This window comes from Caulobacter sp. UC70_42 (assembly GCF_044056025.1).
Lineage (GTDB): Bacteria > Pseudomonadota > Alphaproteobacteria > Caulobacterales > Caulobacteraceae > Caulobacter.
On the sequence record NZ_CP171994.1, the window covers coordinates 3,531,406 to 3,550,813 of the forward strand.

Here is a 19,408-nt window from a genome sequence, read left to right on the forward strand (position 1 = left end):
GGCGCGGAGATGGTAAGGCTGGTCATCTGCCTAATGTAGAAGATACGCATGCAGGTTCAAGGCGACCCGGCTCAAGGTTGGGAAGCGTCCGCGCGTCCGGGCCGCGCGTCATCGCGCAGGACGATGTAGATCGCCGGGATGACCAGCACGGTCAGCACCGTCGATGAGGCCAGGCCGAACAGCAGCGAGATCGCCAGGCCCTGGAAGATCGGGTCGAACAGGATCACCGCCGCGCCGATCATGGCCGCCAGGGCGGTCAGGACGATCGGCCTGAAACGGATGGCGCCGGCCTCCAGAAGCACCTCGCGCAGCGGCCGGCCGCCGGTCTGGCTGTGGCGGATGAAGTCGACCAGCAGGATCGAGTTGCGCACGATGATCCCGGCCAGGGCGATGAAGCCGATCATCGAGGTGGCGGTGAAGGGCGCCTTGAACAGGATGTGGCCGATGACGATGCCGACCAGCGTCAGGGGGATCGGCGTCAGGATCACCAGCGGCAGGCGGAAGCTTTTGAACTGGGCGACGACCAGCACATAGATGCCCAGGATCGCCACCCCGAAGGCCGCGCCCATGTCCCGGAAGGTCACCCAGGTGATCTCCCATTCGCCGTCCCAAAGCACCGTGGGCCTGCGCTCGTCGGTCGGCTGGCCGTTCATGCGGATGTCGGGCTTGGGTAGCGCGCCCCAATCGGCGGTCCGGATGGCCTTGTCGACAGCCATCATGCCGTAGATCGGCGCCTCATAGGCGCCGGCCAGCTCGGCCATCACCATGTCGACGTCGCGGCCATCGCGGCGGAAGATGTGGGTCGATCCGGGCTCCTGGGAAGCGGTGACGACCTCGCCCAGTTCGACGAGGCGGCCGCTTTGGCTCTGGGCCACGGGCAGGGCCGTCAGGCCTTCGCCCCAGCTGCGCGCCGATTGCGGCAGGCGCACCGAAATCTCCAGGGGATCGCGCCCTTCGCCACGATGGGCGTAGCCCACCACCTGACCGCCGAAGGCTGCGCCGATCGAGTCCAGCACCTGCCGGTCATCGACCTTCAGGGCTTCCAGCCGATCGCGATCCGGGACCAGGCGCAGGCCGGGGCGGGCTTGGCCGTAGCTGTCGTCGACGTCGACGATGTAGGGCACGGATTTGAAGATGGCCTTGACCCGTTCGGCCACGGCGCGTCGCGTCTGGGCGTCGGGTCCGTAGATCTCGGCCAGCAAGGTGGCCATCACCGGCGGTCCGGGCGGGGCTTCCACCACCTTGATCGACGCGCCGGGGGGCAGGGCGACCTTGGCCAGTCGCTCGCGCAGGTCCAGGGCGATGACGTGGCTGGAGCGTTTGCGCTCGCCCTTTTCGGCCAGGGCGACCGACAGATCGCCCTGGTCCGGGCGACCGCGCAGATAGTAGTGGCGGACCAGACCGTTGAAATTGAACGGGGAGGCGGTTCCGGCATAGGCGTCGATCGCCGTGACCTCGGGCAGGGTGCGGGTGATCGCGGCCGCGTCGGACAACGCTCGGCTGGTCGCCTCCAGCGAGGTTCCTTCCGGCATGTCCAGCACCACCTGCAGTTCGGACTTGTTGTCGAACGGCAGCAGTTTCACCGTCACGGTCTTGGTGGCGAACATGGCGCAGGCCAGCAGGGTGGCCAGGCCCACGCCGATCAGGAACGTCCAGGCGCTCCTGCGCGTGGCGATCACCCGGCCGGCGACCTGGCGATAGAGCGCGCCGAGCCTGCCTTCGCCGTCATGGTCATGACCGCCAGCCGCCAGGGTCTTGCGGGCGAAGCGCACCATCAGCCAGGGCGCGATGACCACGGCGACGAAGAACGAGAACACCATGGCCGCCGAGGCGTTGACCGGGATCGGGGCCATGTAGGGGCCCATCAGGCCCGAGACGAACAGCATCGGCAGCAGGGCCGAGACCACGGTCAGGGTGGCCACCACCGTGGGATTGCCCACCTCGGCCACCGCGTCGACCGCCGCGTCGATCCGGCTTCGGCCGTCGTTCATGGCCCAATGGCGGGCGATGTTCTCGATCATGACGATGGCGTCGTCGACCAGGATGCCGATCGAGAAGATCAGGGCGAACAGGCTGACCCGATTGATCGTGTAGCCCATCAGATTGGAGGCGAAGAGGGTCAGCAGGATGGTGGTGGGGATGACCACGGCGGTCACCGCCGCCTCGCGCCAGCCGATCGCCAGGCCGATTAGCACCACGATGGACAGGGTCGCCAGGCCCAGGTGAAACAGCAGCTCATTGGCCTTTTCGTTGGCCGTGGCCCCATAGTCGCGGGTGACGGCCACGTCCAGGCTGTCGGGCAGCAGCGAGCCCTTCAGGGTCTGGACCCGGGCCAGAACCGCCTGCGAGACGACGACGGCGTTGGCTCCCTTGCGCTTGGCGATGGCCAGACTGACCGCGGGCGCTTGGTTCCAAACCCCATCGACGCGGGCGTAGCGCCAGACGCGCGCCTGATCCTCGCGAGGAGCCTGTACGACGTCGGCGACGTCGCGAACATAGACCGCCTGGCCGCTGGCCGAGGGCAGGGCCAGCAGGCCGATGTCGGTGGCGCTGGTCAGGCTGCGGCCGGTCATGACGTCGATCGCCTGGCCGCCGCCGCGAACCTGGCCGGCGGGAAAGGCGCGGTTGGCCTGGCGCACGGTGTCCATCAGCACGCCAAGCGACACGCCGTGCTGTGCCAGGCGCGCGGGATCGGGCGCGACGCGGATCTCCTCGGGCCGGCCGCCGACGATGAAGGTCAGGCCGACATTGTCGACCTTGGCGACTTCGGTCCGAAGCTTGCCCGCCAGTTCATGGAGCGCCTGATCGGTCCACTGGCCGGCGGCGCCGGACTTCGGAGACAGGGTCAGCACCAGGCTGGGTACGTCATTGATGCCGCGGGTCTGGATCAGCGGCTCGGCGATGCCGGCGGGGATGCGATCGTAGTTGGCGCGGATCTTCTCGTGGATGCGGACGGCCGCGGCGTCCGGGTCGACCCCGACCTTGAAGCGGGCGGTGACCATCACCTGGTTGTCGTCGGCGAAGGTGTAGACGTGCTCGACGTCGGCCACGCTCTTGACGATGGTCTCCAGAGGCTTGCCGACCAGTTCGATGGCGTCGGGCGCGCGCAGGCCGGGCGCGCGACCATGATGTCGACCATAGGCACGCTGATCTGCGGCTCTTCCTCGCGGGGGATCGAGACCAGGGCCAGGAGCCCTACCGCGATCGCCGCCAGCAGGATCAGCGGCGTCAGGGGCGACTTGATCGACGCCTTGGTCAGGCGCGCCGGAAAGGCCCAGGTTCATCGCGCGCGCTCCGCCGGGGTCAGAACGTCGCCGATACGCAAGCCGGACAGAACCTCGACCGCGTCCGCGGCGGCGGCGGGGCGGGTCTGGATCGGCGCTTCGGAGATCGCGCCGCTGGCGTCGACCAGCCTGGCGTAGTCAACGCCAAACCGGGTGGCGACATAGCGTCGTGGAATGACGATCGCCTGGCGCTCCCCGATCTTGACGGCGGCGCGCACGCGTTGGCCGATCAGGTCGCCGGGCAGGTTGGGCGCGGTGACGTCGGCGGTGACCTGGCCCCCGGTGATCGCCGGGTAGATCTGGGGCGATGGTTCCGCCCGCGGCGACGCCGTGCAGGTCATCGGCCGCGAGGTCGACGGGATCGCCGACCTTGAGCGCGCGCGCCTGGCCTTCGGGCAGCTCGATACGCACGACGAGCGGGCCGGCGGTGATCTTGGCGACCGACTGACCGGGCATGACCACCGAACCGACCGGTACGTCCGCGACCAGGACACGGCCGGCGGCCGGAGCCAGGATCGCGCCCTGGGCGCCCAATTCAGCGCTGGCGCCGCGCTGGGCGCGGGCCGCCGTCAGATTGGCGTTGGCGGCCTTGGCCTGGGCCTCGAACCTGATCCAGGCGGGCCTGGGCGTAGACGCCATGCGAGAAGAGATCGCGCGTGCGGGCCAGATCGGCCTGGGCGCGCGCCGCCTCGGCGGCGGCGGCGGCGACCTGGGCGTCGAACGCCCCGGTCTGCAGGGCTAGCCGGTCATCCTTGATCCGGCCGATCATCTGGCCCTGGCGGACGATGTCGCCCTCCTTGACGCTCAAGGCCGCCAAGGTCCCAGAGATCCGCGCCCGGGCCTCGGCCATGTCCCGCGTGGTCAGGGTTCCGGGCACGGGTTTGAGGTCCGCCACGGTCTGGGCGCGGATGGTCAGGCGTCCGGCGGCGGGCGCCGTCCTGATCGTCGGCGTGGCCGCCTCCTTGGGCTCGCCACAGGCGCTGAGCAGCAAGGCCGCGCCCAAGGCGCTGATCAGATATGGCCGGGCCGTCATGGCGTCCCCTCCAGATGTTCTTGTGATGGTCGGCTAGGGTCCCGATTCCGAAGTTCGCAAGCGTTCGTGGCAAGCTCCGACGAACTTCGGAATCGATAGGGACACTAGTAAGTTTATGTTTCTAGTGTGCTTTTTCGGATTTGAAGTTCGCTCGGAGCCTGATCCAAGTGCGGGCGAACTTCAAATCCAGCACACTAGCGGACGGTCGGCAGGCCCGCGGCCTTCCAGGCCATGATCCCGCCGGTCAGGTGGGTGTCGAGCGCCTGGCCGGCCTTCTGGCAGTGGCCCACGGCGGTCGCCGAGCGTTTGCCCGAGCCGCAGCTGAAGACCACGGCCTTGTCGCCGGCGTCGGGCAGGGCCTTGGGGTCGAAGCTCGAGAGCGGGACATTGACCGCGCCGGGAATGCGCTCGGCGGCGAACTCGGCGGGCTCGCGCACATCGACCAGCAGGATCTTGTCGGCGTCGAGGGCGGCCTTCACCTGGTGGGCGGTGAGGTCCTTGGTCTTGGGCGATCCGAACATCAATGGGTCTCCTTGAAGGGGGCGGGCGAGGCGGGGGTCTCGGGAACCGCGCAGAACAGACGCGACAGGGTCTCGACCAGGGCGCGGGCCTGGCCGCTGCGAAGGTCGTAGAAAATGGTCTGGCCCTCGCGACGGGCCGAGACGACGCCGTCGCGGCGCAGCAGCCCCAGGTGTTGCGAGGTCAAGGTTTCGCGCACCCCCAGAGCCTGGGCGAGCGCGCCCACCGACTGCTCGCCGTTGACCAGCGCGCAGACGATCATCAGCCGATGCGGATTGGCCAGCGCCTTGAGCAGGGCGCAGGCGTCATCCGCGGAGGCCTTGAGGGCGTGAGGTTCAAAATTCATAGTTGCGTATATGCGACTTTGTGCATATTTAGTCAAGCATCGATCAGGATGACGCTATCCCGAGCGTTCGGGGCCGGACCTGATCCTCGTCAAAGTGAGCCGCCCGGAATGAGCCAGTCTCGGCTCCAAACCAGGGCGTTGGAGGAACGAGATCATGGCTAAGCCGCGCATCGTCATTCTGGGCGCTGGACTAGGCGGCGCGATCGCCGCCTTCGAGATCAAGCAGGCCGTCGGCGACAAGGCCGAGGTCGAAGTTGTCTCCCAAGGCGACACCTTCCACTTCGTGCCGTCGAACCCCTGGGTCGCCGTTCATTGGCGCAAGCGCGAGGCCATCGAGGTCAAGCTGCCGCCCGTGTTTCAGAAGAAGGGCATCGCCTTTCGAGGCGTGGGGGCGGCCAAGGTCGTGCCCGAGCGCAACCAGCTGGAACTGACCGACGGCGTAATGCTCGACTACGACTACCTGGTGATCGCCACGGGGCCGGAATTGGCCTTCGACGAGATCCCGGGTCTTGGCCCGCATGGCGGCTTCACCCAGTCGGTGTGTCATGTCGACCATGCCGAGGCCGCCGCCGCCGCCTTCGATCGCTTTGTCGAAAACCCCGGGCCGATCATCGTCGGTGCGGTGCAGGGCGCCTCATGCTTTGGTCCGGCCTACGAGTTCGCGATGATCCTCGACACCGAGCTCAAGCGCCGCAAGATTCGCGACAAGGTTCCCATGACCTTCGTCACCTCCGAGCCCTATGTCGGCCATCTGGGCCTGGACGGGGTGGGCGACACCAAGGGACTGCTGGAAAGCGAGATGCGCCAGCGGCACATCAAGTGGATCACCAGCGCCAAGGTCGCCTCGGTCGAGGCGGGCGTGATGCATGTGGAGGAGATCGCCGAGGACGGCGCGGTCAAGGCGACCCATGATCTGCCGTTCGCCTATTCGATGATGCTGCCGGCCTTCCGAGGCGTGGCGGCCGTTCACGGGGTCAACGGCCTGACCAATCCGCGCGGCTTCATCATCGTCGACAAGCACCAGCGCAATCCGACCTATCAGAACGTCATGGCCCTGGGCGTCTGCGTGGCCATCGCGCCCACCGGCAAGACGCCCGTGCCCGTGGGCGTGCCCAAGACCGGTTTCATGATCGAGAGCATGGTCACGGCCATCGCGCACAATCTCAAGGACATCGTGAACGGTCAGTCCGCCACCCACGAGGCGACCTGGAACGCGATCTGCCTGGCCGATTTCGGCGACGGCGGCGTGGCCTTCGTCGCCCAGCCCCAGATTCCGCCGCGCAACGTCAACTGGTCGGCCAGCGGCAAGTGGGTTCACCTGGCCAAGGTCGGGTTCGAGAAATACTTCCTGGCCAAGGTCAAGCGCGGCGAGAGCGAGCCCTTCTACGAGAAGCTCGCCCTGGACGTCATGGGCATCCACAAGATCAAGCCCTGAGGGCTGACCGAGGCCGTCATCGCCCGGTCCGCCGGGCTGCGGCCCAGATCGTCGCCTGGACGCGCCAGGCCCTGGCCCAGGCGAGCGCCTGAGCCGCTAGAGGAGGTTGACCATGACTATCGACCGTATGGTTCTGGCGTTCGCCGGCTTTGTCGTTCTCCTGGGCGTCGGGCTGGCGCATTTCGTTCACCCCTGGTGGATCGCTCTATCGATCTTCGCCGGTCTCAACATGATCCAGGCGGCTTTCACCGGCTTTTGCCCGGCCGCGATGATCTTCAAGAAGCTCGGCGTAAAGCCGGGTGTCGCGTTCCGGTGAGCACCGTGCGCGCCGTCCTGGTCCTGACCTTGCTGGCCAGTGTCGCCGCGCCGTGGGGCGCGTCGGCCATGACGCTTCCCGAGGCCATCGCCCTGGCGCGACGCTCCAATGCCGACCTCGCCCAGACGCGGGCGCGGTCCGACGTGGCTTCGGCGCGCCTCGCCCAGGCTCGGGCCGGACGTCTGCCCAGCCTGATCCTGTCCGGCGAAGGCGCTGGCGGAACGACCGATCTGGGCGGCTTCTTCGGCTTTGGCCAGAGCGACGTGTCGCCCCGCGCGGCGTCGCTGCAACTGCGCCAGCCCCTGTTCACCGGCGGCGGCGTCAGCGCCGCCATCGCTCGCGCCGGCGAAGGCGAGGCCGCCGCCCGGGCCGAGCTTGGCGGCGCGACGTCCCTGCTGAGCGCGCAGGTCGCGGCCGCCTATGTCGGCGTCCTCAGCGCCCAGGACCTCCTGGCTCTGAGCCGGGCCCAACTCGTCCAGATGGACACCATCACGGCCCAGGCGAAGCTTCGCTTCAAGGGCGGCGAGATCCCCCGCACCGAGCTCGACCAGGCCGTGGCTCGTCAGGCGGAGAGCCGTGCGGCCCTGGCGCGGGCCGAAGGCCAGCTGGCCAGAAGTCGGGCCCACTTCTCCTCGGTGGTTGGCGCGGAGCCCGACGGCCTGGAGACGGTGATCGTTCCCCCAGCGACGCCGGCGTCGCTCGACGAGGCGATCGCGATGGCGTCCCAGTCCAGCCCCATGCTACTGGCCGCTGAGGCGGCGGAGCGCGCGGCCCAGGCCGGGGTCCGCTACGCCCGCGCCGAACGCCTGCCCAGCCTGGCCTTGACCGCGACCGCCAGCACGGCGCGCGATCAGTTCTTTCCCGGCTACCGCGCCGACGGGGTGACCGTCGGGGTGCAGGGACGATGGACGCTGTTTTCAGGCGGCGCGGTGAGCGGCCGCGTCGACGAGGCCAATGCGGAACTTCGCCGCGCCCAGGCGGGCGTGGATGCGGCGCGGGCTCAGGTGCGCGAGGCGGTGATCGGCGCCTGGGGCGATGTGGTCACCGCGCGCGCGGTGATGCTGGCCGCCACCGACCAGGCCAGCGCCGCGACCAGCGCGCTCGACAGCGTCCGCAATGAAGTGCGGGTGGGCCAAAAGCCCGTTCTGGATCTTCTAGACGCCGAGCGCGAGGCCCTGGCCGCGCAAAGCGCCTTGGTCGCGACGCGTGGCGAGGTGACGGTCTCGGCCTATCGGCTCGAGGCGCTGCTGCGCGGCCAATGAGGCGGCGACGCCCGCTGATATTCGAGGCGCGGCGGCGCTTCCTGGCCGGGGCGCGGCTTGGGCGCCCAGGGCCGACCCGCGGATCAGGGCGCGTCGGACGGGAGAGTGATTGTCGCGGCCAAGCCGCCCTCTGGTCGGTTGCTCAGGATCAGCCGCCCCCCTTGTCCCTTGGCGAGGGCTTGGACGATGGACAGGCCAAGGCCGGCCCCGCCGGTGCGGCGGTTGCGGGAGGAACTCGCCGCGCTCGAACGGGGCGGTGAGGGTCGCCAGCGCCTCGGCTGGCAGGCCCGGACCATCGTCCAGCACCATGATCTCGACCTGGCCTTCCAGGCGGCGAACGTCGAGCGTGACCGCGCCGCCATAGCGGACGGCGTTGTCGATCAGATTGTCCAGCATCCGCCGCAGAGCCAGGGGCGATGACCAGACCCTGGCGGCGATGTCTGGCGCAAGGACGACCGTCTCGGCCCATCTCTCGGCGCAGGGCGACCAGGGTTTCCAGTTCGCGACGCAGGTCGATCGCTCGAGCCCCGTCGCCGCGACCCGCGTCCTGGCGCGCGAACAGCAGGGTGTCGTCCAGCAGTTGGGCCATCTCGGCCAGGTCGGCGCCGGCCTTGGCCCGCTGGGTCTCGTCGGCGATGAACTCGGCCCGCAGCGTCAGGCGGGTAAGATAGGTGCGCAGGTCGTGGGCGATGGCGGCCAGCATCCGGGTGCGCTCGTCCATCAGGCCGCGGATCTGGTCGCGCATGGTGTTGAACGCCGCCGACAGTTCGCGAAGCTCGCGCGGACCGCGCAGCGGCAGGACCTTGGCGTTCAGGTCGTCACCGAACCGGGCCACCTCGCGCGCCAGCAGGGTGACGGGCCGGGTGGTCTGGCGCACGGCCAGGGTCAGCATCAGCAGGGTGACCGCCAGCAGGGCGGCGGCCGCCAGCGAGACGCGACCGAAGAACAGGCGGGCGGTCTCGGGCGCGCGGCGGCGCAGGACGAGCACCTCGCCGTCGGTCAGCCGCACCGAGAGCAGCAGCGCGTGGCGACCGGGCAGGGCGCCGTCCCTGAGCCGGCCGCCGCGACGGATGTCGATGCGCAGTTCGCGACCGCCCAGGGCGGCGCGATAGGCCTGATAGCCGGGGTCGCGGTCGTCGGCGATCCGGGCGCGAAGCCTTAGAGGAGGGAAGTCGGGCCGCAGGGTCGTGCGGATCACCCCGGTGTCGAGGGCCGTGATCACCTTGGTCCTGGCCGCCGGCGGGCTGGCTTCCACCGCCTCGACGATGGCCCGCGCCTCCGACGGGCGAGGCAGCTGATAGAAGCGCACGCCGCCTTCGCCGCCGCCTTGCGGCCAGACGAGAAGCGTCGCGCCGATCAACAGCATCACCGCCAGGCCGGTCAGCAGGATCGCCGTCATTCGGGTCGAGAGATTGTCGGCCAGCAGCATGATCAGAACTCGCTCGGTCGGGGGCGCTGAACAGATAGCCGCCGCCCCGCACGGTCTTGATCAAGGCCGATCCGCCAGCGCCCGCGCCCAGCTTGCGACGCAGGCGGCTCAGCAAGACGTCGATGGCGCGATCGAATGGCTCGGCGCTGCGACCGCGCGTCCAGTCCAGCAGCTGGTCGCGGCTGAGCACCCGCTGGGGATGGCGCAGGAAGGCCATCAGAAGGTCATGCTCGCCCCCGGTCAGAACCACGGCCTGGCCTTCGGGATCGGTCAGGTCGCGGCTGGCGGTGTCCAGTCGCCAGCCCGCGAAGGCCAGCATCTCGCCGGACGGGGCGCTGGCCACCCGATGGATCTCGCGCGTGCGGCGCAGGATCGCCTTCACCCGCGCCAGCAGTTCGCGCGGATTGTAGGGCTTGGCCAGATAGTCGTCGGCTCCGATCTCGAGCCCGATCACCCGGTCGATATCATCGCCCTTGGCGGTGACCATGAGGATCGCGACCTCGCCGCCCGCCCGCAGCCGACGGCACACCGACAGGCCATCCTCGCCCGGCATCATGATGTCCAGCAGGACCAGGTCGACCCGACGGCGGGCGGCCAGCCGGTCGAAGGCGGACGCGTCCTCGCAGCCGACCGCCTCGTAGCCCTCTCGGCGCAGCAGCCCCAGGGTCAGGTCCCGAATTTCGGCGTCGTCTTCCACGACCGCGATCAGCGTGTTGTCGGCCATGACAAGCCAATGCCCCAAGCCCGGGTTGGGCGGAAGTCGCCACCAGGCCCGTTTACACTTCGATACAGTTCGTCGGACAGGCGCAAACAGGCGATTGCACGACCATGGTCAGGTGGCGGCGTCGAGGGACACCGACACAATCAACGGAGCTATCATGCGCAAGACTTCCATCCTGGCGGCAGGCCTTTCGACCCTTACCGTGCTGGCCGCGATGATCGCCGCGCCCGCCCAGGCCGGCCAGCACGGCCGCTTCGTCAGCGTTCAGGGCGCGCGCGGCCACGGCTATGTCCACAGCCGCGATGTCAGCCGTCAGCCGGGCGCGATCGCCGTGTCGCGCGGAACCCAGACCAATTCGGGCCGCGGCGTCGCCAGCAATCGCAGCGCCAGCTGGGGCGAGGGCGCCTATCAGGGCGGGGCGACCCGCACCTTCAACAACGGCGCCTCGGCCAGCCGCAGCACCCATGTGGTCGACAACCATGACGGCACGGTGAGCTACGACCATTCGCGCACCGGCTATGACGGCGCCACGCGGTCGGTCAGCGGAACGGTGAACCGCCCCTGATCACCCCCCTGACCGAACGCGTCCCGGCCCGCCGCGCCATTGCCCCCCAAAACGCGCGGCGGGCCGCTCTTTCCGGAGTTTGAAAGTGAAGATCTTGATCCTGTCGGCCGCCTTGGCCCTGGCCGTCTCGGGGAGCCCATGCGGCTCCCCGTACGTTCGGCGGCGGGCTGGAGAAGGCCGACGCCAACCACGACGGCTATGTCACCCCCGAGGAGTTCAAGGCCGCTCGATCAACCCAGTTCGACCGCCTCGATCGCAACGGCGATGACCTGGTGACGCTGTCGGAGTTCCCCGCCTGGCCAAGTCGAACCGCTCCAAGGCCAAGGCGCTGAAGACGGTCATCACCCACGCCGACCGCAACGGCGACGGCCGCGTGACCCGCTCCGAGTTCGTGGACGGACCAGCCCCATTGTTCGATCGCGCGGACCGCGACCACGATGGGCGCCTGTCCCGGGACGAGATCGCCGCCGCCCGCGACCAGTTCGAGGCCCTGAAATGAAGATCAAACCCCTGACCAGAGCGGCGATCGCCGTGGCGGCGTTGGCCGTGATGGGCGCCGGCGTCGTTGAGGCCCGCCAGCTGGGACTCGGCATGCGCGGCCAGCTTCGCCAGCGCCTGCTGGAAAGGAAGGCCGAGGAGGCGCGGCCCATCGACCTGCGGGCTATTATGCCGGGCGCTCGAAAGCAGACCGACGCTTACGGGAGCGACGCGGCCCAGCGGCTGGATGTCTACCTCCCGCCGGGCGCCCGCAACGCGCCGATTCTGATCATGGTGCATGGCGGCGCGTGGAAGATCGGCGACAAGGCCAATACAGGCCCGGTCGAGAACAAGCTCAAGCACTGGCTGACGAAGGGCTGGATCGTGGTGAGCGTCAACTACCGGATGCTGCCCGACGCCATGGCCTATGAGCAGGCTCAGGATGTCGCCGAGGCCGTGCGGTGGGCGCAGGGACACGCCGACGGCTGGGGCGGCGATCCGAACAGGGTGATCCTGATGGGTCACTCGGCCGGAGCCCATCTGGTGGCGCTGTTGTCCTCGCGCCCCGACATGGTCGGCAAGGCCTGGGCGGGGACGGTGGTGCTGGATTCCGCCACGATGCAGGTCTCGACGACCATGGCGGGACGCCATCCTCGCTTCTATGACGAAGCCTTCGGCGCCGATCCCGCCTACTGGGCCAAGGCCTCTCCGATGGACCAGTGGACGCCGCGGGCCGTGCCCATGATGCTGACCTGCTCGACCAGGCGACCCGACGATCCCTGCGCCGATGCCCGCCGGTTCCAGGCCAAGGCGCAAGCGGCGGGGCGCGACATGCCGGTTCTGCCTCTGGATCTGACCCATGCCGACGTCAATCGCACGCTGGGGCTGCCCGGCGCCTATACGGATGCGGTCGACGACTTCATCGCCGCGCGGTTTTCCCGGTAGTTCTCCCACGGGCGGGAATTGAGGGAGCGGACCCGCATGCGCGAGCGCGCGCGCCAGCTCCAAAGGGGCTGGGCGCCGCAGCGTCGCGGATCATCAGATGCGATTGTCGCTTCGATCCATGCCGAGCGGCGCCGCTCCTTCCGGCCGGCCCGGCTTTCTGCGTCCTTGCGCAGGGTGAAGCTCTCCCCAGATAGCGACCCTTGCGAGGGACTTGGGCGCGACAGCGTCCTGATTTCTGTTTTGGAGGGTGGCCAATTTCGTGTGCTCTATGCGCGCGGCCAGCGATCGATTTTCGGGAACACGCCCGAAATCTGGCCTCAACATTGATGCGTATGTGAGCGGCTTGGTCTCGTGGTGTTGCTATAGAAATGCATGAATTTCAGCCGCATAGATTGTCCGTCGCGCCGATGATGGATTGGGTAAATTCCGCATAAAAATCAATATCTTATCGTGGATCGTGTGCGCAATTTGCACACGGAATTGCCATTCCTTTCCGTTCCTTTTCCGCCTTTGCGGTGCAGGAAAGTGCATTGGTCCCCGTGCCGGTGTTCGCACCAACCCGGACCTTCTGAGTGCGCAGCGGAGCGCGCAGGCGTGACTTTCTTCCGCTGGGAAGGTCCGATACCGGGCGGCCGGGAACGGCGGTCAGACCGATCCCGCAAAACTGGAAAACCTGACTCTTCTCCGACTTTGGGAACGTCCGCAGGTGGCGACGGCGACGGGAGGGGGCGACCGCCTAAGACGCTCTTAGCCAGCTCACGGGCACGAGTTTGATGTTGTCGCGCCAGCGTTGAACCGTGGAGTCGCGGAACCAGTCCTGGAGCAGTTCGACGTGGTCCATCACGATGATCTGCATGTCGGGATGGTGCTCATCGCAATAGTCGAACAGCAGTCGATACAGCCGTGCCACGGCGGCCTGGTCCTCGTCGCTCTTGCCATCGATCTCGCCGACGTCGCGATCGGGCGGGTAGTGGACCTGCGATGGTTGGTCGAGCATGAGGAAGGCGGGCACGGGCCGCTTCCGCGCCCGGAAGAGCCCGTGAAGAGCCAGGTGGGCGGCGACGTGATAGCCGACCCAGTTTTCACCGCTGCCTATCTGCGGCAGCGCCAGTGGGCCGTCGATGGTGTCGGCGACCACGGTGAGGTTTTTCCGATCGAGGCGTAGCGTGTTCTCGCCATGCTCAAGATCAAGTGCGCGAGCGTACTTGGTGATGTCACGTCCGACTAGGCCCAAAGCGGTAGTCAGCCGCTCCTCAAGAGCCTCCTGGTCCAGCAACTGCTCAAGCTCGGCCAATTCCGCGCGGGCTCGGGCGATCGCGAGTTCGAGACCCTCGTCGGCAGTCACCGTGCGAGCGTTTTCCAGGTAGTAGCCGATCCTGCCGGCCGTCCGGGCTTGCTCGGTGAACTGGTCCTGCTCGATCCGCAGTCGCTCATTCTCCGAGATCCGCGCCAGGATGTCGGCCTGGACCACCTTCAGCTGCTCGTCCAAGGCGTTGCGGCGGGCCTCTAGCTCTGCCTGACGCGCCTGCAAGCGCGGATTATCGCGCCGGACGGACTGTAGCTGACCCTCAAGCGCGGTAAGGGAGCGACGGACATCGTCGACCGATGGGATCGGGGTGGGCAGATGGCTGTCGCAGAGCGGGCAGGTCTCCGCATCGCCAGCGTCGTCGGCCAGAAGACCGATCGAGGCCAGCCGCGCCTCCTGCTCGCGCGCCTCGATCTGAAACTCCGAGGCTTCGCGCTCAAGCCTTTGGACATCGGCGATCTCTTCACGAACGTCCTGCATTTCGCCCCGCAGGCGCCGGCGCCGGTTTTCGAGATCGGTCAGGTCCGCTGCCGGGTCGTCGTTGCGCGCGTAGGCAAGTTCGCGAGGAGCCGCGGCGCTGGCCAGCAGTGCGCGCAACTCCGCGGGGGTCTCGGCGAAAGCCTCCGGCGGCAGCAGGCCCACCCTCTTGGCCTCTTGCAGCAAGGCCTGGGCCGTGCCGGATGCCTCATTCGCCAGGGCCTTTGCTTCAGCAAACTCCCGCTCGAGCTTGCGAACGCGGGCTCGGGCTTCGTCATAGCGCATGCGCTGAAGATAGTGGTCTTCGCCCATCGCTCCGACGAAGTAGGGCAGGGTGTCCTTGATTGCTGCGGGGATGAATTGCTCGCCCTGCCGATGGAACAGCAGGCGACGGTTGGCGATCTCGTCCTGGGCCTGGAGGCAGAAAAACACTGCTTGGCTGGAAGAGGCTTCCAGCGGCGCGCGGGTCGAGCCGGCTTCGGGAACGTATTTGTTCTCGGCGATACCCAGGACCATAGAGAGCTGCGTACGCAGGCCGTCAGCGGTCACGTTCTTGGCGAAGGGCTCCGGCGTGTCGGGGAACCACTCGACGCCGCGTTCGAAATAGATCTCATCGCTGGCTTTGCCGGCGGGGCCGGGGTTGCGACGGGCCACCAGGATGTTCTCCCCATCCCGATCGAGCAGGATTGAGAACCAGGAGACGGCGCGACGGATTTCCCCCTCTGGGATCGTGCATTCGCTGCGGCCCCAACAATAGTCGACGATGTCCAGGAGCGCCGACTTGCCGGTCTTTGAAGCGCCGGTGACGATGTTCAACCGGCCAAGATCGAAGCTGACTTCGCGGCGCTCGCCGGCATGGGAGTAGATCGCGATTGCGCGCAGCTGCAGGGTCACGGCGTTACGCCCATGGTCTGGAGGATTTGGACCGGTGCGCCCTGATTGGCGAACCAGCGGCCAATAAGGCCGGCGGCGCGACGGATGTCGTCCGCGTCGGGTGTGGACGACGACGTCTTGGCGCTGAGCTTCATCGGCGCAGCGCCGGTCTTCAGGCCATCTGCGGTCACCGTGAGTGCCCGATGCTGCGTAAGGAACAGCAGAGCCTCGCGGCTGATCGGGCGTAGTCTCAGCGTCCGTTCCGGAAGTTCGGCCAGTAACGCTTCGTTGTCCGCCGACCAAGTGGCGAAGGTGGTGTTAGCCCGGCCAGGCAGGGCGTCCTTGGTCGGTGGGTGCAGCAGCAGGGGCAGGACGACAAAGGCAAGTGGGAGCGGGAAGGGCGCGGCGCGGATGCGTTCATAGTCCTTCGTCGCGCGGGCGATGAGCTCGCCGCAAAACGCCGGGTTCAGCAGCGCCGCCTCCTCGGGCGGACGATCACGCCAGCTCAAGCTCCAGCGAGAGGCCGCCACTAGGCGTTCTCGGCGGCGCAGGCCGTCTCGAAGTCAGGATGCCATCCCACGCGCATGTCGTTGGCCAGGATGTGGAAGGATCCCACGGTCAGGAAGCGTTGGCTGACTGTGCGGAATGGGAAACGCGCGTCGGCTTCGACCCAGCCGTAGAGTTCTTGGCCAGCTTGGCGGCGCACCGCGTCGCTGACCTCGCCGTCGCCGATCTTGTCGCGCATCTGTTGGAAGCGAGGCTGCCACTCCTCGATCAAGGTCAGTTCGTACTTGGCGATCTCGCCGTCGAACACCAGGTGCTCGCGTACCCATTTCGATCGCTGCGTAAAGGCGCGGTAATAATCGCGCTTGGCGTACTCGATGCGATTTCCGCCGACGCCGACCACCTTGAGCTGTCGGACGAAGGGGCGGCCCTCATACTCTGCGATCTCGCCTGCGGGAGGGTCTGTGTGCTCCTGGTCGGCGACAAGGGCGTCGCGCTTGAGTCCGTCGCGGATGTCGTCGAGCTTGGCTTCAATCTCCAGGACCGAGATGGCTTCGGGCGGGTTCGCGATCAGCGCTTTGCAGGCCCGCGACCACCACCATCCTTCGAGCCGCTCGCGCGCGACCGCCGCCTGACCACGAGGAGCCATCATCCGCAGGTCGTTCTCGATCGAGGCCTCAAGGTCCGTCAGGAGGGGCTGGTTATCCAGGATTTCGATCGAGCTCAGCAGCGAGATCCGCATCGTCGCGCCGAGCGCAAGAAACGCATCGTAGCTCGCCTTGAGTTCTTGATTGCCACCGGCCTCCGCCACCGCTTCAAGCAGCGCCGCGGCCGCCTTTGGATCGCGCGCCTTGCCGGCGGGGTAGGCCGCGGCGGGGCGCAGCATGGAGGCGGCGCTGTCGGCCGGCGCACTCCCTGTCGTCACCAAGGCCAGGCGCGTGCGGGCTGGCAGGGTCGGGTCCTTGGCGACAGCTTCGCTCCACACACGTAGCGTCTTCCAGAGATCGACGCTCTTGTCGGTCAGGCTGGCGACCCTGTCGATGTGGTGTTTTGCCTGGAGGAGCTCGAGTGCGGTCCCGTTGGCTTCAAACGAAACGTCGTCCAGGCGCTCGATGCCGACTTCGACGCCCGCATCGACGTTGACGTATTTCAGACAGAGCGCCAGCGCTAGACGGGCTTGGTAGAGATAGCCTGCAGCGGATGGCGCTGCGCTGAAGTTCGTCGGTGACTTGGCCAAGCGAATACCTCTTCGCGCATAAGCTTCACCATTTTTCTGTGCGCGGCAACCTCCGGATGTTCCGAGTCTTCAACGCACGCCCACTTTAGGGTGACGCCGAACTGTCCGGTCAGTCTGTGGTTTCACCTGGACCTCCGCAACGTTTCTCCCGATACGGCCAACGAGGCCGTCACCAGACAGGTCCTGGCCCTGATACTGGCCGCGGAATACTGACGCCAAAGAGGGATGGGCGCGGACCGGAGGCCCCGCGCCATATGCCTCACTCTTGCGATCAGGGCTTAGGCTTGACCGCAGGTACAGTCTTCGATGCGACGTCGGCGATTTCGACGAGGTGGGCGACGTCGCCGCTGTCGTTCCAGACTGCTTCCTTCAGGTTCCAGAAAAAGCGATGCGCCGGATCGCCGCTTTCCATTTGTCCGACGATGTTTTTGCCTGTCTTTGTCCACACCGTGACGTAGTCGCCCTTCGTTACAAGGTGATCTGGAAACCAGTACGAGTGGCGATTGAGATTGCTCTTGCCAGCGGCGTCATAGGTTTCATCGCAGACCATGTAGTCCTTGAGATTGCAGTCGGCGGTGGCCCGCAGCACCACGTATTCGTTGTCGTAGTCGCCCTTGGACTTCACATCGACGATCTTGAGCTTCATTCAAATTCCCCTTCATTGTCGGCTGCGAGCACGGCCTTTGGGGGTGATATGGTGACGGTTCGCGCTCATGGCGAGTCGCTCTGACGCGCTAGTATCGGTGGCGGCCAAAATGGCCAGGGAGCCCGTGGTGCCCGATCTGATCAGCAGGCGAACGCGCAGCGCTTTCCGGGAGGCCTTGGTTGGCTGGACCTTGGCCGAGATCAGCACCGAGTTCGACAATGAGGGCTTCTCGGCCGCTCGGGATCATGTCCCCGAGGTCAGTGGCGCGCGGCGTGGGCTCGTGGAGCAGTTCTACGCCAATATCGATTTCGCCGATCCGCGCGACGCCGCGCGACTGCTGGAAGTGTTTCGGACAGTCGTCGCCAAGGCGCGCCCCGAGACGCCGGCCGAGGCCGACAAGCTTGTCGCGCACCTTGAGCGCGACGGCATCGTGATGGAGGCGGCCGGTTGGCGACTGCCGGCCAAGGCGCACGGAGGCTTGGCGCCGCTCGCGACCATTGCCGAACGGCTCACCGCCGATCAGCTGCACACCCAGATCAACCGCATCCACCAGGCCGTCGACACCGATCCGGCGCTGGCGATCGGTACAGCCAAGGAGCTCTTGGAGACGGCGTGCAAGACCATCCTAGCCGACCTAGGCGAGCCGGCCGGCACGCCCGACGTGGGTGACTTGGTCAAGGCCGTCAGCAAGCAGCTAAAGCTCATACCTGAGGACGTGCCCCAACAGGCCAAGGGTGCCGACGCTATCCGCAAGACGCTCCGCAGTCTGGCGGCGACGGTGTCGGGGATCGCCGAGATGCGAAACTTCTACGGCTCGGGCCATGGACAGGACGGGCGCGCCCGCGGGCTCACGCCGAGACATGCGCGCTTGGCCGTCGGCGCTGCGACGACGTTGGCACTCTTTCTGTTCGAGACGCACGAGGAGCGAAAGCCGCCCCCTGTCCGACGTCAGCCGTAAGCGGACACGCTGACCAGGCGACGATGGAATAGCTCGATGGTCTTTGGATCGGCGATACGCTCAGTCCATGCAGGGCGCGGCAGGGCAATGCCGTCCGCGCGCTGGAAGACCCAGGCGATCTTTTCGGCGGACTGCAATCGCCGGAGCATGAGGCTGACACCGAAGGGGCCTTTGAGGCCCTCGTCGCTGACCAGACGGTCGAGATCTTCCAGGAACGCGGTGAGCTCATCCTTGAACTCATGGATCTTCACGCGCCCCGAGGAGTCATGGTCGATCGGATGAACGACCTGGGCATGGATGAACCAGTCTTCGGCGACCAAGACGCGGCAGATCCCTTCATCATAGAGGTCCCGCTCGATCGCCTCATGACCGCTATCGGTACCGCGGAAGGGCTGGCGTCCTCCAAAATGGTATCCGGGCGCGGCTTTCAGGACATGCCCTGTCTGCTCGAACGGGGCGCGGCTTCGGTCGAAATGCTCACGTGGCAGTATGCCGATATCTAGCACAGCGCCCTTCGTGGACATGACCGCGCGTTGATTCAGCCCGCCGTCCTCAAGTCCCAAGCGCGAGCGCAGCGTATCGTCGTAGCGGTCGCGATCGACGAAATAGGCGGCAAGCTCGTCGCGTCGCAGGGGCGTGTTCTTGGCCCCCGTGCGCACATAGAACGCGCCGTTGAGCCGGTTCTGATATGGACCCATGCGATGCTCGCCGATGGCGATGTGGAGTAGGGTGCCGCCATCCACTGCCAGGGCGCGAACATCGAGCTGTAGTGGACGAGGCTCGATGTTGTCCTGCAGAAGGCTGATCACGCGACGCACCAGCTGGTCGGGGTCTTCTAGGATCGGGCTGAAGCCGGCGAAGCCTCCGGCCTTCTCCTTCACGCCGATAAGGATGTGGCCCGGACGTTCGGCGTTCAGGAACGCCGTCACATCGTCGACGATGTTGGACTTCTGCCGGGCGTCAGTGAAGTCTACCTGCTGCTTGAATTCGTAGTCGCGACCCTCGACGATTCCCTTTGACTCGATGAGGTTGACTGTCGGCTCGAGCAAAATCGCTGCCTCCCTGCGCGATCAGC

Annotated in this window: 20 protein-coding genes and 3 pseudogenes; 8 read left to right on the forward strand and 15 right to left on the reverse strand. The window is 67.1% G+C overall.

The window, feature by feature from the left end; genetic code table 11:
* Positions 1–71 precede the first annotated feature (71 nt).
* The 6 genes and pseudogenes from ACHMW8_RS17545 to ACHMW8_RS17570 form a co-directional block, all read right to left on the reverse strand.
* Positions 72–3,284 carry an efflux RND transporter permease subunit gene (locus ACHMW8_RS17545; protein ID WP_395443243.1) on the reverse strand — a complete coding sequence of 1,071 codons (3,213 nt, stop codon included), beginning with the start codon at positions 3,282–3,284 and terminating at the stop codon, positions 72–74.
* On the reverse strand, positions 3,281–3,625 hold the full coding sequence (locus tag ACHMW8_RS17550) for a hypothetical protein (protein ID WP_395446080.1): 345 nt from the start codon (positions 3,623–3,625) through the stop codon (positions 3,281–3,283). Before ACHMW8_RS17550 ends, ACHMW8_RS17545 begins: the two co-directional genes overlap by 4 nt.
* Positions 3,626–3,650: 25 nt before the next feature.
* Positions 3,651–3,923: pseudogene (locus ACHMW8_RS17555) on the reverse strand (HlyD family efflux transporter periplasmic adaptor subunit); the annotation flags it as partial.
* On the reverse strand, positions 3,820–4,317 hold the full coding sequence (locus ACHMW8_RS17560) for a biotin/lipoyl-binding protein (RefSeq protein WP_395443244.1): 498 nt from the start codon (positions 4,315–4,317) through the stop codon (positions 3,820–3,822). The pseudogene ACHMW8_RS17555 and the gene ACHMW8_RS17560, both read right to left, overlap by 104 nt.
* A 194-nt stretch (positions 4,318–4,511) precedes the next feature.
* A complete protein-coding gene (locus ACHMW8_RS17565) occupies positions 4,512–4,838 on the reverse strand; it encodes a rhodanese-like domain-containing protein (protein ID WP_395443245.1) in 327 nt (108 codons plus the stop codon).
* Entirely contained in the window at positions 4,838–5,182 is a 345-nt protein-coding gene (locus ACHMW8_RS17570; protein WP_125158029.1) for a helix-turn-helix transcriptional regulator, read from the reverse strand. The genes ACHMW8_RS17565 and ACHMW8_RS17570 overlap by 1 nt, the downstream gene beginning before the upstream one ends.
* Before the next feature lie 154 nt (positions 5,183–5,336).
* Here ACHMW8_RS17570 and ACHMW8_RS17575 point away from each other — a divergent pair, with 154 nt between their 5' ends.
* The 3 genes from ACHMW8_RS17575 (at position 5,337) to ACHMW8_RS17585 (ending at position 8,195) form a co-directional block, all read left to right on the forward strand.
* A complete protein-coding gene (locus ACHMW8_RS17575; RefSeq protein ID WP_395443246.1) occupies positions 5,337–6,617 on the forward strand; it encodes an NAD(P)/FAD-dependent oxidoreductase in 1,281 nt (426 codons plus the stop codon).
* Positions 6,618–6,729: 112 nt separating this feature from the next.
* A complete protein-coding gene (locus ACHMW8_RS17580; protein WP_125158031.1) occupies positions 6,730–6,933 on the forward strand; it encodes a DUF2892 domain-containing protein in 204 nt (67 codons plus the stop codon).
* On the forward strand, positions 6,930–8,195 hold the full coding sequence (locus ACHMW8_RS17585) for a TolC family outer membrane protein (RefSeq protein ID WP_395443247.1): 1,266 nt from the start codon (positions 6,930–6,932) through the stop codon (positions 8,193–8,195). Before ACHMW8_RS17580 ends, ACHMW8_RS17585 begins: the two co-directional genes overlap by 4 nt.
* 83 nt (positions 8,196–8,278) lie before the next feature.
* Here ACHMW8_RS17585 and ACHMW8_RS17590 read toward each other — a convergent pair whose 3' ends face one another.
* From ACHMW8_RS17590 to ACHMW8_RS17605, 4 genes and pseudogenes are all read right to left on the reverse strand, one after another.
* Positions 8,279–8,491, reverse strand: coding sequence for an ATP-binding protein (locus ACHMW8_RS17590; protein WP_395443248.1), 213 nt, complete (start codon positions 8,489–8,491; stop codon positions 8,279–8,281).
* Between the two features lie 4 nt (positions 8,492–8,495).
* A pseudogene (locus ACHMW8_RS17595) lies at positions 8,496–8,591 on the reverse strand (hypothetical protein); the annotation flags it as partial.
* A gap of 391 nt (positions 8,592–8,982) precedes the next feature.
* A pseudogene (locus ACHMW8_RS17600) lies at positions 8,983–9,030 on the reverse strand (hypothetical protein); the annotation flags it as partial.
* A complete protein-coding gene (locus ACHMW8_RS17605; protein WP_395443249.1) occupies positions 9,014–10,348 on the reverse strand; it encodes a response regulator in 1,335 nt (444 codons plus the stop codon). The pseudogene ACHMW8_RS17600 and the gene ACHMW8_RS17605, both read right to left, overlap by 17 nt.
* 154 nt (positions 10,349–10,502) lie before the next feature.
* Here ACHMW8_RS17605 and ACHMW8_RS17610 point away from each other — a divergent pair, with 154 nt between their 5' ends.
* The 4 genes from ACHMW8_RS17610 (at position 10,503) to ACHMW8_RS17625 (ending at position 12,332) form a co-directional block, all read left to right on the forward strand.
* Positions 10,503–10,910, forward strand: a complete 408-nt coding sequence (locus tag ACHMW8_RS17610) for a hypothetical protein (protein ID WP_125158034.1) — start codon at positions 10,503–10,505, stop codon at positions 10,908–10,910.
* A 167-nt stretch (positions 10,911–11,077) separates the two neighbouring features.
* A complete protein-coding gene (locus ACHMW8_RS17615) occupies positions 11,078–11,242 on the forward strand; it encodes a hypothetical protein (protein WP_395446005.1) in 165 nt (54 codons plus the stop codon).
* Positions 11,239–11,409 carry an EF-hand domain-containing protein gene (locus tag ACHMW8_RS17620; protein ID WP_395446006.1) on the forward strand — a complete coding sequence of 57 codons (171 nt, stop codon included), beginning with the start codon at positions 11,239–11,241 and terminating at the stop codon, positions 11,407–11,409. Before ACHMW8_RS17615 ends, ACHMW8_RS17620 begins: the two co-directional genes overlap by 4 nt.
* Positions 11,406–12,332, forward strand: coding sequence for an alpha/beta hydrolase (locus tag ACHMW8_RS17625; RefSeq protein WP_395443250.1), 927 nt, complete (start codon positions 11,406–11,408; stop codon positions 12,330–12,332). Before ACHMW8_RS17620 ends, ACHMW8_RS17625 begins: the two co-directional genes overlap by 4 nt.
* Before the next feature lie 736 nt (positions 12,333–13,068).
* Here ACHMW8_RS17625 and ACHMW8_RS17630 read toward each other — a convergent pair.
* The 4 genes from ACHMW8_RS17630 to ACHMW8_RS17645 form a co-directional block, all read right to left on the reverse strand.
* On the reverse strand, positions 13,069–15,009 hold the full coding sequence (locus ACHMW8_RS17630; RefSeq protein ID WP_395443251.1) for a DUF3732 domain-containing protein: 1,941 nt from the start codon (positions 15,007–15,009) through the stop codon (positions 13,069–13,071).
* Entirely contained in the window at positions 15,006–15,518 is a 513-nt protein-coding gene (locus tag ACHMW8_RS17635; protein ID WP_395443252.1) for a three component ABC system middle component, read from the reverse strand. The genes ACHMW8_RS17630 and ACHMW8_RS17635 overlap by 4 nt, the downstream gene beginning before the upstream one ends.
* A complete protein-coding gene (locus ACHMW8_RS17640) occupies positions 15,518–16,729 on the reverse strand; it encodes an ABC-three component system protein (RefSeq protein ID WP_395443253.1) in 1,212 nt (403 codons plus the stop codon). Before ACHMW8_RS17640 ends, ACHMW8_RS17635 begins: the two co-directional genes overlap by 1 nt.
* 271 nt (positions 16,730–17,000) lie before the next feature.
* A complete protein-coding gene (locus tag ACHMW8_RS17645) occupies positions 17,001–17,375 on the reverse strand; it encodes a hypothetical protein (RefSeq protein WP_395443254.1) in 375 nt (124 codons plus the stop codon).
* A gap of 127 nt (positions 17,376–17,502) precedes the next feature.
* Between ACHMW8_RS17645 and ACHMW8_RS17650 the strand changes: the two genes are divergently transcribed.
* On the forward strand, positions 17,503–18,333 hold the full coding sequence (locus ACHMW8_RS17650; protein ID WP_395443255.1) for an abortive infection family protein: 831 nt from the start codon (positions 17,503–17,505) through the stop codon (positions 18,331–18,333).
* Here the strand turns inward: ACHMW8_RS17650 and ACHMW8_RS17655 are convergent.
* Positions 18,324–19,382 (reverse strand): helix-turn-helix domain-containing protein, encoded by a 1,059-nt coding sequence (locus tag ACHMW8_RS17655; protein WP_395443256.1) that lies wholly within the window; start codon positions 19,380–19,382, stop codon positions 18,324–18,326. The genes ACHMW8_RS17650 and ACHMW8_RS17655 overlap by 10 nt on opposite strands.
* Positions 19,383–19,408: the final 26 nt, after the last annotated feature.

Coding starts and splice junctions, on each gene's coding strand:
- ACHMW8_RS17545 (WP_395443243.1), bottom strand. CDS start 3,284: ATGAACCTGGGCCTTTCCGGCGCGCCTGACCAAGGCGTCGATCAAGTC.
- ACHMW8_RS17550 (WP_395446080.1), bottom strand. CDS start 3,625: ATGACCTGCACGGCGTCGCCGCGGGCGGAACCATCGCCCCAGATCTAC.
- ACHMW8_RS17560 (WP_395443244.1), bottom strand. CDS start 4,317: ATGACGGCCCGGCCATATCTGATCAGCGCCTTGGGCGCGGCCTTGCTG.
- ACHMW8_RS17565 (WP_395443245.1), bottom strand. CDS start 4,838: ATGTTCGGATCGCCCAAGACCAAGGACCTCACCGCCCACCAGGTGAAG.
- ACHMW8_RS17570 (WP_125158029.1), bottom strand. CDS start 5,182: ATGAATTTTGAACCTCACGCCCTCAAGGCCTCCGCGGATGACGCCTGC.
- ACHMW8_RS17575 (WP_395443246.1), top strand. CDS start 5,337: ATGGCTAAGCCGCGCATCGTCATTCTGGGCGCTGGACTAGGCGGCGCG.
- ACHMW8_RS17580 (WP_125158031.1), top strand. CDS start 6,730: ATGACTATCGACCGTATGGTTCTGGCGTTCGCCGGCTTTGTCGTTCTC.
- ACHMW8_RS17590 (WP_395443248.1), bottom strand. CDS start 8,491: ATGGTCCGGGCCTGCCAGCCGAGGCGCTGGCGACCCTCACCGCCCCGT.
- ACHMW8_RS17605 (WP_395443249.1), bottom strand. CDS start 10,348: ATGGCCGACAACACGCTGATCGCGGTCGTGGAAGACGACGCCGAAATT.
- ACHMW8_RS17610 (WP_125158034.1), top strand. CDS start 10,503: ATGCGCAAGACTTCCATCCTGGCGGCAGGCCTTTCGACCCTTACCGTG.
- ACHMW8_RS17625 (WP_395443250.1), top strand. CDS start 11,406: ATGAAGATCAAACCCCTGACCAGAGCGGCGATCGCCGTGGCGGCGTTG.
- ACHMW8_RS17645 (WP_395443254.1), bottom strand. CDS start 17,375: ATGAAGCTCAAGATCGTCGATGTGAAGTCCAAGGGCGACTACGACAAC.